General features: G+C 71.5%; 16 protein-coding genes. 6 read left to right on the top strand and 10 right to left on the bottom strand.

Annotation, left to right across the window (positions count from 1 at the left end):
- Window positions 1-21: 21 nt before the first annotated feature.
- Entirely contained in the window at window positions 22-531 is a 510-nt protein-coding gene (locus ACP56T_RS06335) for an OsmC family protein (protein ID WP_430911282.1), read from the bottom strand.
- A 109-nt stretch (window positions 532-640) separates the two neighbouring features.
- Entirely contained in the window at window positions 641-1,417 is a 777-nt protein-coding gene (locus tag ACP56T_RS06330; protein ID WP_430911281.1) for an ABC transporter ATP-binding protein, read from the bottom strand.
- Window positions 1,418-1,530: 113 nt separating this feature from the next.
- Here ACP56T_RS06330 and ACP56T_RS06325 point away from each other — a divergent pair, with 113 nt between their 5' ends.
- Window positions 1,531-1,806, top strand: a complete 276-nt coding sequence (locus ACP56T_RS06325; protein WP_430911280.1) for a hypothetical protein — start codon at window positions 1,531-1,533, stop codon at window positions 1,804-1,806.
- A 201-nt stretch (window positions 1,807-2,007) separates the two neighbouring features.
- Window positions 2,008-2,187 (top strand): hypothetical protein, encoded by a 180-nt coding sequence (locus ACP56T_RS06320; RefSeq protein WP_430911279.1) that lies wholly within the window; start codon window positions 2,008-2,010, stop codon window positions 2,185-2,187.
- A 6-nt stretch (window positions 2,188-2,193) separates the two neighbouring features.
- Here ACP56T_RS06320 and ACP56T_RS06315 read toward each other — a convergent pair whose 3' ends face one another.
- The 4 genes from ACP56T_RS06315 to ACP56T_RS06300 form a co-directional block, all read right to left on the bottom strand.
- Window positions 2,194-3,051: an ABC transporter permease gene (locus ACP56T_RS06315; protein ID WP_430911278.1), complete on the bottom strand. Its 858-nt coding sequence runs from the start codon at window positions 3,049-3,051 to the stop codon at window positions 2,194-2,196.
- An 89-nt stretch (window positions 3,052-3,140) separates the two neighbouring features.
- Entirely contained in the window at window positions 3,141-4,109 is a 969-nt protein-coding gene (locus tag ACP56T_RS06310; protein WP_430911277.1) for an aliphatic sulfonate ABC transporter substrate-binding protein, read from the bottom strand.
- A 98-nt stretch (window positions 4,110-4,207) separates the two neighbouring features.
- Entirely contained in the window at window positions 4,208-4,594 is a 387-nt protein-coding gene (locus ACP56T_RS06305; protein WP_430911276.1) for a type II toxin-antitoxin system PemK/MazF family toxin, read from the bottom strand.
- Window positions 4,548-4,793 carry an AbrB/MazE/SpoVT family DNA-binding domain-containing protein gene (locus tag ACP56T_RS06300; protein ID WP_430911275.1) on the bottom strand — a complete coding sequence of 82 codons (246 nt, stop codon included), beginning with the start codon at window positions 4,791-4,793 and terminating at the stop codon, window positions 4,548-4,550. Before ACP56T_RS06300 ends, ACP56T_RS06305 begins: the two co-directional genes overlap by 47 nt.
- 213 nt (window positions 4,794-5,006) lie before the next feature.
- Between ACP56T_RS06300 and ACP56T_RS06295 the strand changes: the two genes are divergently transcribed.
- A complete protein-coding gene (locus ACP56T_RS06295) occupies window positions 5,007-7,796 on the top strand; it encodes a [protein-PII] uridylyltransferase (protein ID WP_430911274.1) in 2,790 nt (929 codons plus the stop codon).
- Window positions 7,797-7,883: 87 nt separating this feature from the next.
- The gene (grpE, locus tag ACP56T_RS06290; RefSeq protein ID WP_430911273.1) at window positions 7,884-8,510 is read left to right on the top strand and encodes a nucleotide exchange factor GrpE; all 627 of its coding nucleotides are present in this window, start codon (window positions 7,884-7,886) and stop codon (window positions 8,508-8,510) included.
- A gap of 7 nt (window positions 8,511-8,517) precedes the next feature.
- On the opposite strand, the gene ACP56T_RS06285 is transcribed toward grpE, so the two are convergent.
- The 4 genes from ACP56T_RS06285 to ACP56T_RS06270 form a co-directional block, all read right to left on the bottom strand.
- A complete protein-coding gene (locus ACP56T_RS06285; protein ID WP_430911272.1) occupies window positions 8,518-8,901 on the bottom strand; it encodes a hypothetical protein in 384 nt (127 codons plus the stop codon).
- A gap of 106 nt (window positions 8,902-9,007) precedes the next feature.
- Window positions 9,008-9,766 (bottom strand): outer membrane protein, encoded by a 759-nt coding sequence (locus ACP56T_RS06280; protein WP_430911271.1) that lies wholly within the window; start codon window positions 9,764-9,766, stop codon window positions 9,008-9,010.
- Between the two features lie 41 nt (window positions 9,767-9,807).
- The gene (locus tag ACP56T_RS06275; RefSeq protein WP_430911270.1) at window positions 9,808-9,948 is read right to left on the bottom strand and encodes a hypothetical protein; all 141 of its coding nucleotides are present in this window, start codon (window positions 9,946-9,948) and stop codon (window positions 9,808-9,810) included.
- Window positions 9,945-10,316 (bottom strand): hypothetical protein, encoded by a 372-nt coding sequence (locus ACP56T_RS06270; RefSeq protein ID WP_430911269.1) that lies wholly within the window; start codon window positions 10,314-10,316, stop codon window positions 9,945-9,947. Before ACP56T_RS06270 ends, ACP56T_RS06275 begins: the two co-directional genes overlap by 4 nt.
- 141 nt (window positions 10,317-10,457) lie before the next feature.
- Between ACP56T_RS06270 and ACP56T_RS06265 the strand changes: the two genes are divergently transcribed.
- Together ACP56T_RS06265 and ACP56T_RS06260 are read left to right on the top strand one after the other, a co-directional pair.
- A complete protein-coding gene (locus ACP56T_RS06265) occupies window positions 10,458-11,306 on the top strand; it encodes a DUF6502 family protein (RefSeq protein ID WP_430911268.1) in 849 nt (282 codons plus the stop codon).
- Window positions 11,303-12,673, top strand: a complete 1,371-nt coding sequence (locus ACP56T_RS06260; protein WP_430911267.1) for a DUF5666 domain-containing protein — start codon at window positions 11,303-11,305, stop codon at window positions 12,671-12,673. Before ACP56T_RS06265 ends, ACP56T_RS06260 begins: the two co-directional genes overlap by 4 nt.
- The last annotated feature ends 19 nt before the right edge of the window (window positions 12,674-12,692 follow it).

Here is a 12,692-nt window from a genome sequence, read left to right as displayed (position 1 = left end):
CGCCTTTTCCATGCCCGGCCCTCAGCCCCGCGTGGCGGTGACGGCGAGCGCGGGCTTGTGGTTGAGGGTCTGGAAGACGACGCAGTAGCGCTCCGTCAGCTTGAGGAGCTGGTCGAGCTTCTCCTGGGGGGCGTCGGTGTCCAGCGCGAAGGAGAGGCGGATGGCGCGGAAGCCCACCGGCGCCTCCTTGTCGACGCCGAGCGTGCCGCGGAAGTCGAGATCGCCCTCGGCGCTCACCGTGCCGGCGCGCAGCGGGATCTCCAGGGCGGTGGCCACCGCCTTCACGGTGACGCCGGCGCAGGCGACGAGTGCCTCGAGCAGCATGTCGCCCGAGCACAGCTCGGCGCCCGATCCGCCGGTCGCCGGATGCAGGCCGGCGATGGCCAGCGCCCGCCCCGTCTCGACCTTGCAGGCGATCGAGCTGTCGTCGAGGGTGCCCTTGGCCTTGAGCGTGATGACGGCCGAATTCGGCGTGGAGCGGTACTGGTCCTTCAGGGGGGCCTGAAGCGCGCGCAGGGTTGTGGCGTCCATGGGATGTTTCCTCGGTCTCTTGTCTGGCGTTCCGATGCCGACCGCCGTTAGCGGTTCGAGCCGGCAAGCTCAAATCGAATCGGCCCGATGAGATGGGGCAGCCCCGCCGCTACCACCAGGCGGCGCTCGGTTCGGCCACCCTGTCCGTCTCGGCGGGCCGCAGCGAGCGATCGAGGGCGGCCAGGATGCGCCGGGCCGCCGCCTCGCTCGACGCCGCGGCCGGATCGCGCGGACGGGCGAGGGGCAGGGCGACGGTGTCGTCGAGCCGGCCGGGCTTGGGCCGCATCACCACCACCCGGTCGGCCAGCGCCACCGCCTCGCCGACATCGTGGGTGACGATGAGGACGGTCGGCCGCGTCTCCGCCCAGAGCGCCAGGAGATGCCCGTGCAGGTCGCGCCGGGTGAAGGCGTCGAGCGCCGAGAACGGCTCGTCGAGGAGCAGCACGCGCGGGTTGGCGACGAAGGCGCGCGCGATCGAGACCCGCTGCTGCTGGCCGCCGGACAGTTCCCTCGGCCAGCGCCGCGCGTGCTCGGAAAGCCCGACCCGTTCGAGGGCATGGGCCACGCGCGCCTCGCGCTCGGCGCGGGGAACGTCGGAGAGCCCGAAGCCGACATTGCCGGCGACGTCGAGCCAGGGCAGCAGGCGCGGCTCCTGGAAGACGAGCCCGACGAACGGATGGGGGGCCGAGATGGTCTCGCCGTCGAGGCGGATCGCGCCGGCGCTCGCCCGGTCGAGCCCGGCGACGAGCCGCAGCAGAGTGGTCTTGCCGCAGCCCGAGCCGCCGATCAGCGCGACGATCTCGCCGGCCGGCACCGCGAGCCGGATGTCCGAGAGCGCCCGCGTGCCGTCGGCATAGGTCTTCGAGAGATCGTCGATGTCGAGCATGCGCCGCCCCCGTCCCGCCGCGCTCCTCCGAGGGGCACGGCCTGTCGCGCCAATGCCATAGGCGGCGGGGGCCGCCAGTGCTAGGCGGGTGGCGTCGAGAGGGAGTGCCGAGCATGCCGGGACAGGTCCGCCGGGGCGCGATGCTCGCGCTCGCCGTCCTCGCCGCGCTTCCGGCTTCCGCCGCCGATCTGCGCGAGCCCGTCCGCGCCGGGCGCTTCCTCGCCACCTGCGAGCATCTCGGCCGGTTCTGCTCCGCCGACGGGTGCGGGCGCGATCAGATCGACGCCGCGCTCGCCTGCCGCGCCCTGTGTCCGGGCTCGGTCACGCTCCGGGTGGTGCCGGCCCGCTGCCCCCTGCCGGAGCCGGTCGTGCTGCGCCGGCGCGGGTGATCGGCGTTCTGAATTCAGATTCGCCACAGTTCTGGGCGGGGCGCGGCATGTCTCCGCGCCGGGCATGTGCGTTTTAGGCCCTCTGAATACGCGTGAAACCAATAGCGTGATCGTGCATTGACACGGGTCGACACATCACCGGCCGCACCGTGGCGGCTTACCGGGAGCGAGCGGCTCGCCGGACGCGGAAGGCACGCCGTCATGTACAAGAAGGATCTTCACCCACCCCATTCCGGCCCCGCCGCGAACCCGGTCCTGTACGGGATCGCCGCCGGCCTGGCGCAGCTCTTCCCGCCCGTGGACGCGCCGATGCACGGCAAGGACGAGCAGCACTCCGGCCGCGAGCGGCGCGACGAGGGCTCCGAGCGCGAGGGCGAGTAGGTCCCGTCAGAGGGTTTCGCGGGCCGTGTCCTGCCAGCGGGTCAGGGGGCGGGTCAGGGCCACGAGGATGGCGTCGGCGAGCTTCCCGAGGACGGCGAAGGCGATGATCGCGGCGAGGATCTGGTCCGGCTTGCTGAATTGCTGGCCGTCCACCAGCAGGTAGCCGAGCCCCTCGGACGCTCCCATCAGCTCCGCCGCCACCACGAACAGGAAGCCGAGGCCGAGCCCGGTGCGCAGCGCGATGAGCGTCGCCGGCAGCACGGCGGGCAGCAGGATGCGCCGTGCCAGGGCGAGCCGCGACAGCCGGAAGATGCGCCCGACCTCGACGAGCTTGCGGTCCACCGAGGCGATGGCGCCCGCCACCCCGACATAGACCGGGAAGAACACGCCCACCGCGATCAGCGCCACCTTCGGCGTCTCCAGGATGCCGAGCCAGAGGATGAAGAGCGGCACCCAGGCGAGGGAGGGCACCGCCCTCAGGGCCTGGAGGCTGGGGTCGAGCAGGTCGCGCGCGAGCGGCAGGGTGCCGGTGAGCGCGCCGACCGCGATCCCCGCCACCGCGCCGAAGGCGAAGCCGAGCAGTACCCGCAGCAGTGTCGCCGCGACATGCGTCCAGAGTTCGCCCGAGGCCGCGAGCCCGTAGAGGGTCGCGCCGATCCGGCTCGGCGGCGGCAGCAGCCTGCCCTGCGCGTAGCCGTTGCGGACGGCGAGCTCCCAGGCCAGCGCCAGCGCCAGCGGCAGGAGGATGCCGAGCGCCAGCCGGCCGGCTCTCCCGAGCGTCCTTCGCGCCGGGTGCGGGGACGGGCGGGTCGCCTCGCGGGGGAGGGACGAGGGGAGGGCGGGTGTTGCGGTCTCGGCCGGCATCCGCTCCTCCTAGAGGCGTTTGCCTCCGTGTGGAACGGGGGGCTCGCGGCTCTGCCGCCCCGCGCCCCGTCCGCGCGTCCGGTAAAGGGCTACCGGGCGGCCGGCGGGTTGAACTGCGGGTCGATCAGCGCCTCCACCGCCGCCTTCACGTCCGTCTCCGGCGGCACGATTCCGGCCTGCTGGAGGGCGATTCCCGCCGCGCGGATGCTGTCGGCCTGGGCCGGGCCGACGGCGGGATGGGACAGGTCGGTGCGCTCGACCTGGCGGGCGATCACCGGCTCCGGCAGCTTGGTGGCGGCCGCCAGCGCCGCCTTGAGCGCGTCCGGGTTCTTGAGCGCGAAGTCGCGGGCGCGCTCGTAGGCGGCGATCACGGTCCGCACGATCTCGGGATTCGCCTTGGCGAAGTCCTCGCGCACGTCGAGGACACCCCAGGTGTTGGCGGCGGGGTCGCGGAAGAACAGCACGTCGTCGTTCTCGATCTCGGAGGCCGCCATCATCGGGTCGAGCCCGGCCCAGGCGTCGACGTCGCCCCGGTCGAGGGCCGTGCGGCCGTCCGCGTGCTGGAGCAGCACGAGCTTGGCGTCCTTCTCGGTGAGCCCGGCGCCCTGGAGCGCCCGGATCAGGAAGATGTGCGGATCGGTGCCGCGCGTCACGGCGATGCGCTTGCCCTTGAGGTCGGCGACCTTGGCGATGCCCGTCCCTTTTCGGGTGACGAGGGCCGTCCATTCCGGCCGCGAGAAGGCGTAGACGACCTTGATCGGGTTGCCGTTGATGCGCGCCAGCAGCGCCGCCGCCCCCGCCGAGGAACCGATATCGATCGCCCCGCCGTTGAGGAACTCGAGCGCCTTGTTGGAGCCGAGCGACTGCGTCCAGCGCACCGTGATGCCCTGCGGCTTCAGGGCCTCCTCGAGATAGCCCTTCTCCTTCAGGAGCAGGCTCACGGGGTTGTAGGTCGCCCAGTCGAGCCGGACCTCCTTCACCTCGGCGGCGGAGGCCGCGCCGTGCGAGAGGAACAGGGCGAGGGCGGCGCTGGCGAAGGCGCGACGGGACAGGTGCATGGCGGGTCTCCCCGGCCCGTCGGACGCGGGCCTTTGCCGTCCGAGCTAAGGCGATCGCGTTCGGTTTGTCAAACGACAAATCCGCTGAAGAGAACGGATCACTCCAACTGCAAGAAGGCCGCGAGTTTTGCCTTCACCTCGGCGACGACCTGTCCGGGGGCCAGATCGGCGAAGCGCGCCCCGCGTTCGGACCAGGACACGGGCTTGCCCTGATCGACTAGGACGAATCCGTGGATCTTGAGATCCGAAGGCAGGGCGACCTCGTACGGATAGCCGCGCCCCCGACTGGTGATCGGGCACGCGAAGCAGCGCCCGACGAGACCGTTGTAGGATCGCGGCGTCAACACCAGTGCCGGGCGCCAAAAACCTTGCTCGGTCCCGACATGCGGACTGAAATCCAGAACGATAATCTCGCCGAGATCGGGACAATAGGGAGGGTTACCAGAACTCGGTTCCGATGGCTGGCCCGACGAAATGCTCGTCATGAAGATTGTCTTTCGTGATGCCGGCGAGCAATTCTTCGAATGTATAGCGTGGCGGCGTTACGTGTGGAGAGATGATGATCTGTCCATCTTCGACGCGCAGTTCGGCGCTGCTTCCTTCCTTGGCGCCGACATCCCGCAGGATGTGCGAAGGGATTCGAAGGGCAACGCTGTTACCCCACTTCGAGAACTGAACGATCATCTTTCGATCCAAACGGAAAGACGTGACGGCAAGCACGCGCGGGCCCATTGTCCCGCCAATGTGTATACTATGTAGATACGTTCGATTGGGGCGACCGTCAAGCGACCTGCACGGCTCGTGCGGAGCCGTATGGCGCGGCGGGTGACGGGTCTTGCGCCCCAGCCGCAACAAGTCCCGCTGTCGGCGCGGGCTTATCATGCTACGGGAGCGGCCATGTTCGACGCCGCCGCAGCCCTGGGCAAGATCCTTGAGGACCTCGACCGCGATGCCCGTGAGCCGACCCAGTTGCGGGCCGTCCTGGTCCCTCAGCTGAAGGCGGTGATCGAGCGCGGCCACAAGGAGGCCGAGCGCCGCCTCCTGAAGGACCGCGACGGCATCGCCTGCGCCCAGGCGATCAGCAACCTCACCGACGCCGTGGTCAAGGCGATCCACGACGCCGTGGTCTGGCGCCTCTACCCGGCCGACAACCCGACCACGGGTCAGCAGCTCGCCATCGTCGCCACCGGCGGCTACGGCCGGGGCACCATGGCGCCGGGCTCGGACATCGATCTGCTGTTCCTGCTGCCCTACAAGCAGACCGCCTGGTCCGAGAGCGTCGTCGAGGCGATGCTCTACGTGCTGTGGGACCTCAAGTTGAAGGTCGGACACGCCACGCGCTCGGTGGAGGAATGCCTGCGCGAGGGCCGCGCCGACATGACCATCCGCACGGCGCTGCTGGAGGCGCGCTTCCTGTTCGGCTCGCGCGCCCTGTTCGAGGAGCTGGTGACGCGCTTCGACGCCGAGCTGGTGATGGGCACCGCCCACGAGTTCGTGGAGGCGAAGCTGCGGGAGCGGGACACCCGCGTCGCCAAGGCCGGCTCCTCGCGCTACCTCGTCGAGCCGAACGTGAAGGACGGCAAGGGGGGCCTGCGCGACCTCAACACGCTGTTCTGGATCTCGAAATACACCTACCGGGTGCGCGATCAGGCCGAGCTCGTCGGGGCCGGCCTGTTCACGCCGGAGGAGTACCGGCTGTTCGAGCGCTGCGACGAGTTCCTGTGGCGGGTGCGCTGCCACATGCATTTCGTCACGGGCCGGGCCGAGGAGCGTCTCTCCTTCGGGTTGCAGCCGCGCATCGCCGAGCGCTTCGGCTACGGGGCGCGGGGCGGCCTGTCGGGCGTCGAGCGCTTCATGAAGGCGTATTTCCTGATCGCCAAGGATGTCGGCGACCTCACCGCCATCGTCTGCGCGGAGCTGGAGGCGCGGCACGCCAAGCGCACGCCCGTGCTCGACCGCTGGATCGGCCGCTTCCGCGACCGCTTCCGCGCCACCGCCATCGAGGCGGAGGATTTCTGGATCGACCACGGCCGCGTGAATCTGAGGGCGGAAGACGCCTTCGAGCGCGATCCGGTGAACCTGATCCGGCTGTTCTGGCTCGCCGACCGGCACAACCTGCCGATCCACCCCGATGCCAAGCGGCTCGCCAACCGCTCGCTCAAGCTCATCAACCACTCGCTGAGGATCGACGCGGAGGCCAACCGCCTGTTCCTCGACCTTCTGACCTCGCGCAACTCCCCCGAGACCATCCTGCGCCAGATGAACGAGGCGGGCGTGCTCGGCCGCTTCATCCCCGATTTCGGGCGCATCGTGGCGATGATGCAGTTCAACATGTACCACCACTTCACGGTGGACGAGCACCTGATCCGCTCGGTCGGCGTGCTGTCGGACATCGAGTCGGGCCGGGTCGAGGAGGAGCATCCCCTGTCCTCGCGGCTGATCGGCACGATCCAGCACCGCCGGGCGCTCTACGTCACCATCCTGCTCCACGACATCGCCAAGGGCCGGCCGGAGGACCATTCCATCGCGGGCGCCGCCATCGCCCAGAAGCTCTGCCCGCGCTTCGGCCTGACCCAGGTCGAGACCGACACCGTCTCCTGGCTGATCGAGCATCACCTGCTGATGTCGATGACCGCCCAGAGCCGCGACCTCTCGGACCCGAAGACCATCGAGAAGTTCGCCGCCGTGGTGCAGTCGCTGGAGCGGCTGAAGCTGCTCACCATCGTCACGGTGGCCGACATCAAGGCGGTCGGCCCCGGCGTCTGGACGGCGTGGAAGGGCTCGCTGCTGCGCACCCTCTACGACGAGACCGAGGTGCTGCTCTCCGGCGGCCATTCCGAGATCGCCCGCACCGACCGCACCCGCCTCATCCAGATGGCCCTGCGCGAGCAGCTCACCGACTGGGCGGCGGAGGATTTCGACGCCTATGCCGCGCGCCACAACCAGGCGTACTGGCTCAAGGTCGACAGCCTGCGCCACTTCAAGAACGCCGGCTTCATCCGGCGGCTGACGGAGGAGGGCCGCACCGTCGCCACCGACGTCGAGACCGATCCGATCCGGGGCGTCACCGAGATCACGGTCTATTCCCCCGACCATCCGCGCCTGCTCGCCATCATGACCGGGGCCTGCGCGGCGGCGGGCGGCAACATCGTCGACGCGCAGATCTTCACGACGAGCGACGGCTTCGCCCTCGATTCGATCTTCGTCTCGCGCGCCTTCGACCGGGACGAGGACGAGCTGCGCCGCGCCCGCCGCATCACCGCCGCCATCGAGAAGGCGCTGAAGGGCGAGATCAAGATCGCCGACCTCGTGGCCGACAAGCACCCGGTCTCGGCCCGCGCCAAGACCTTCCTGGTGCCGCCGGATGTGTTCATCGACAACGCGCTGTCGAGCCGCGAGACCGTGGTGGAGATCACCGGGCTCGACCGGCCGGGCCTGCTCTACGAGCTGACCACCGCGCTCTCCCGGCTCAACCTCAACATCACCTCGGCGCATGTGGCGACCTTCGGCGAGCGGGCGGTGGACGTCTTCTACGTCACCGACCTCACCGGCACCCGCGTCACCCAGCCCGACCGCCAGGCGGTGATCCGCGCGGCGGTGATGGAGGTCTTCGCCGGAGACGTCGCGGCGCTCAAGGCCGAGGGCCTGGAGGCGCTCGTCGCCGCGCCCCCTCCGCGCGAGCAGTGAGGGGCGCCGCCTCGGGTTGATTTCACGGCCCCGCCGCCTGATATCGGAGCCATCCCCGACACATTCGTTGCGACGACCGAACTCACGATGATGGGCAAAGACATGGACCACGAGGGCGCCAAGCACGCCGAGGCAACCGGCACGGAGGCGCGCGCCCAGGCCGAGGCCTTCGCGGAGGCGCAGACGCATGGCGGCCAGGGCTCCGATTTCGAGGCGCTCGCCGCCCTGACCGCCGAGCGCGACGAGCTCAAGGACCGCATGCTGCGCACGCTCGCCGAGATGGAGAACCTGCGCCGCCGCACCGAGCGCGAGGTCGCCGACGCCCGCGTCTACGCGGTGACGAACTTCGCCCGCGACCTCCTGAACTCCGCCGACAACGTCCGCCGCGCCATCGAGAGCGTGCCGGAGGCCGAGCGCGCCGCCGCCAGCGGCGCCCTGAAGGGCCTCCTCGACGGCATCGAGCTGACCGAGCGCGACCTCATCAAGACCCTGGAGCGCCACGGCGTGAAGCTCCTGGAGCCGCAGGGACAGCGCTTCGACCCGAACCGCCATCAGGCGATGTTCGAGGTGCCCAACCCCGACGTGCCCGCTGGCACCGTGGTGCAGGTGATGCAGTCGGGCTACGTCATCGGCGACCGGGTGCTGCGCCCGGCCCTCGTCGGCGTGGCCAAGGGCGGGCCGAAGCCCGCCGCCGGCCCCGCCGACGCGGCCTGAGCGGCCCTCAATCGTCGTCGTCGCAGGGCAGCGCGAGGGCGCCGTCGGCGATGAACTGCGCGGTCTGGCGGACCTTCGCGGGGGTCGCCGGATCGTCGGCGACGAGGCCGGCCTCCTCGTGGAGCCTGTCGTTGCAGGAGCAGTGGGCCAGCTTCCCCGCCGGCGGCGTGCAGGCGTCGTGATGCATGCAGGCGAGGTCGAGCGCGTCGATGGGCGGATGATTCGGGCCGCGATTGCCCGGTCCGCAGAAATTGCCGTGGATCAGCAGGGCGCCGTGCCTGATGTCGATGCGCGGGGTCTCCTGCGCGCTCGCCGACGATGAGGTGCCGGCGAGGACGAGGGCGAACGCGGCGGCGAGCGCCGGGTTTCGGTATGTCGTGAGGTCGGGCATCGCGGCGGTCTCCTGGTCGCTGGAAAGCTCCCCTCGAGACCGAAGATGGGATGGCTGTCCCGCAGGGCAACCATCCTCGTGTGCGCCGCAGCGAAGCGTCGCGGTGTTAGAACCGGTAGTTCACGCCGGCCCGCACCACGGTGAAGCTCGGGTCCGTCTTGCCGACCCCGTAATACGCGGCGGTTGTGGTGCTGTAGGAGGTTGGGTCGGCGTATCGCTTGCCGAGGTCGACGCGCAGGGCCTCGAGCTTGACCGAGATCTGGTTGGTGAAGGCGTACTCGATGCCGCCACCGAAGGCGTAGCCGGTGCGCGAGGTGCTCGGCAGCGTGTAGGAGTAGTAGCTGGCGCTCGACGGCGTCGAGCCGCCGGCATAGGCGAAGCCCCCCGTGCCGTAGATCAGCACCCGGTCGAAGGCGTAGCCGACCCGGCCGCGCACGGTGCCGAAATAATCGAGGCGCGGCGCGACGTTGTAGTAGGGCGTCGTCCCGAGATAGGTGGCGTTGGCCTTGGCGGAGGCCATGCCCTGGATGTCGGTCTCGACGCCGACGACGAACCCGGAGCCCGGCGTCAGTTGCAGGTTGTAGCCGATCTGGCCGCCGCCGGCGAAGCCGCCCTTGCCGCTCGAGCGGCTGACGGTGCCGCCGAAGGTCGGATCGGTGTAGCTCCCCGAGCCGTCGCGGAAGCCGTAGCCGGCGTTGAGGCCGGCATAGAGCCCCGTCCAGGTGAAGACCGGCAGCGCCGGGGCGAGGACGGGGGGCGCCTGCCGCCTCGGCAGGTCGGCGGCATGCGCGGATAGCGGGAGGACGCAGGCGAGCGCGCAGGCGGCCGCGATGCCGCGAAGCGCGGCCCGGTTCGAGCGGGACATGGAGGATCTCTTCTGTTGCGGGAGGGGAGGCGGGCCGGCGCTCAGAGCGCCAGCATCAGCAGACCGACCACGGTGACGGCGATGATCAGGCAGATCGCGAGGTCGAGGACGAGGGCGCCGCCGCAGGCGTCGGGCTCGTCCGGCGGGAGCATCCCGGCATCGGTGCCGGAGAGGGTGGTCATGGCCGGCCCGCCGGGTCGGAGGTCTCGCGGGCGCTGAGCACGATCCGCGCCCCGCGCGGCTCGATGCGCGCGCCGCGAAGCTCGATGAATGCCGCCGCTGCGCCGTCGAGGGGGGGTCGAGGAGCAGCGGCGGCCTGCGTCGCCTGGGACGATCTCGCGCGGTGGACCGGATCGGCGAGAAGCGCCCCGAGGGCGGGCAGTGCGAGGGCGGCGAGGGTCAGGAGCCCCCGCCGCAAGAGGATGAAGCCGGCGACACGGCCGTGGATGCGGGACGGCCCGCCGGGCACGAGGCTCAGCGGCGGCAGATGCGGGCAGCGCAGGGCGCTCCTCGCGATGTCCGTCCCCTCGGCGAGGCGGGTCTGGGTCACGTCGCAAGCTCCGTGGGAAAATTGACCACGCAACGAACCTACGTGTGCAAAAATCCCACGTCAACGCGGAATCCCCTGCTCCATGTGTGGTGACGCACATTGTGGGATTGTGTCCCACGGGCGAGGCCCTATGCTGAGGGCATGTCCGATACGACCGATCAACCCTCGGAGGGGGCCGCCCTGCACCGCCCGGTGGCGCGCCTTCTGCGCCCGCTGGTGCGTCTCTGCGTGGCGCGCGGGATCACCTTTCCGGCGCTGACCAACCTGCTGCGCGAGCTCTACGTGAACGTCGCGGAGTACGATTTCGCGCTGCCGGGCAAGGAGCAGACGGACAGCCGGGTCAGCCTGCTCACCGGCATCCACCGCAAGGAGGTCCGGCGCCTGCGCGGGGCGGGAGCGCCCGTGAGCGCGGTGCCGGCGGCGGTCTCGCGCACCAGCCGGATCATCGCGCGCTGGATCGCCGACCCGCGCTTCACCGACGCGGACGGCCGTCCCCTGCCGCTGCCGCGCCAGTCCGAGGGCGAGGCGCCGTCCTTCGAGACCCTGGTCTCCGGCATCACCCGCGACCTGCGCCCGCGCGCGGTGCTGGACGAGTGGCTCGACCGGGGCCTCGCCGTCGCCGACCCCGAGGGCCGCATCGTGCTGGCCGAGAGCGCCTATGTGCCCAAGGGCGGCGGCGAGCCGCAGCTCTACTATTTCGGGCGCAACCTGCACGACCACCTCGCGGCGAGCGTCGCCAACGTCGTCGGCGAGACCCCGCGCTTCCTGGAACGCGCGGTGCATTACGACGGCCTCTCGGCGGAGCTCGCCGGGCGGCTGGAGGCGCGGGCCCGCGAGATCGCCATGGACGCCCTGCGCGAGGCCAACCGGGAGGCGCATGCCGCCTGCGAGACCGATCCAGGCGGACGCCACCGCTGGAACTTCGGCGTCTACGTCTATTCCGAGGAGCCGCCGGAGCCGCGCCCGGCATCGGAGGCGGGCGGGGCATGAGCGGTGGCAGAGGAGGCCGTCCGCGCCCCCGCGACCCGAGCCGGCGCGGTCTCCTGGCGCTGCTCGCCGGTGTCTCGGCGGGTGCGCTGCTGCCCGCCCCCGGCCGGGCGGGCCCGGACGACGCGCCGATCCGCGACCAGGGCATCGGCGGCACGGGCGCGCGCCCGGACGAGGTGATGCCCGGCGAGGGCGACCGGGGCATCGGCGGCACGGGGGTGATCGGCACCATCCGGCGGTTCGGCTCGATCGTCGTCAACGACCTGCGCATCTCCTACCCGGAGGACGTGGCGGTGCGCATCGACGGCGAGCCGGCCACGGCGAAGGCGCTGAAGCTCGGGCAGGTGGTGCGCGTCGTGGCCTCCGGGCCCTCCGGGGGGCTCGCCACGCGCCGCATCGAGGTGACGAGCGAGGTCGTCGGCCCGGTGGAATCGCTCGCCAAGGGCGGCATGACCGTGCTCGGCCAGCGGGTCTCCGGCGTGCGCGGCACGTTCAAGCCCGGCGACCGGGTCGCGGTCAGCGGCCTGCGCCGCCCGGACGGCGTCGTCGTCGCGAGCCTGATCGAGCCGCGCCCGGCCGGGGCGGACCGGGTCGCCGGGCCCGTGAGGAAGGACCGGGACGGCAGCCTCAGCATCGGCGGCCTGCGGCTGGAGGGGGCCGATCCGGCGCTCGCCGGGCGCCGCGCCCTCGTGGTGGGGACCGCCTCGGAGGGCACGCTCAAGGTGGCGCGCGTGGAGGAGGCCGGCCTACCCCCCCTGCCGGGGCTCAGGCAGCTCTCCATCGAGGCCTATATCGGCCGCGCCAAGGGAGGGATCGCCCTCGGCTCGGGCCTCGCCGTGGCCGGCGCGCCCGATGCCTCCGTGCCGCGAAAGGGGAGCGTGCGTGCCGTGCTCACCACGGAGATCTCCCGCGACGGGCGCCTCACCATGCAGTCGCTGCGCATCGACGAGCGCACGGCGCCAGGGGCCGGGCAAGGACAAGGTCCTGGGCAAGGTCCGGGACAAGGCGGCTCGGGACAGGGCCGCTCGCCGGACGGGGGCGACCTCTTCCGGCGCGAGCCCGACCGGCTCGACCTGCGCGACGGGCTGCCCGGCTCGCGCCGCGATTCCCTCGGCGGGTTCGGCGACCAGCGCCGCCTCGACATCGACACCCGGCCCCCCATCGGGGAGCGGTCGGGCGGGTTCGGCGGGACGATGCCGGGCGGTTCGGGCGGGGGGGCCGGAGGATTCGGCGCGCCCGGAGGGCTCGGCGGCGGCGGGGGGCTCGGCGCTCCCGGCGGCTTTGGCGGGCCGGGTGGTCTCGGTGCCCCTGGCGGTGGCGGCGGCGGATTCGGCGGGGGAGGGGGCGGCGGTTTCGGCGGCCGTCGGTGAGGCGGGGCGGTCGTCCCGC

This window comes from Methylobacterium endophyticum (assembly GCF_050591105.1).
GTDB lineage: Bacteria > Pseudomonadota > Alphaproteobacteria > Rhizobiales > Beijerinckiaceae > Methylobacterium.
Note: the sequence above shows the minus strand (reverse complement) of the source record. Positions and strands in the feature narration are given on the sequence as shown.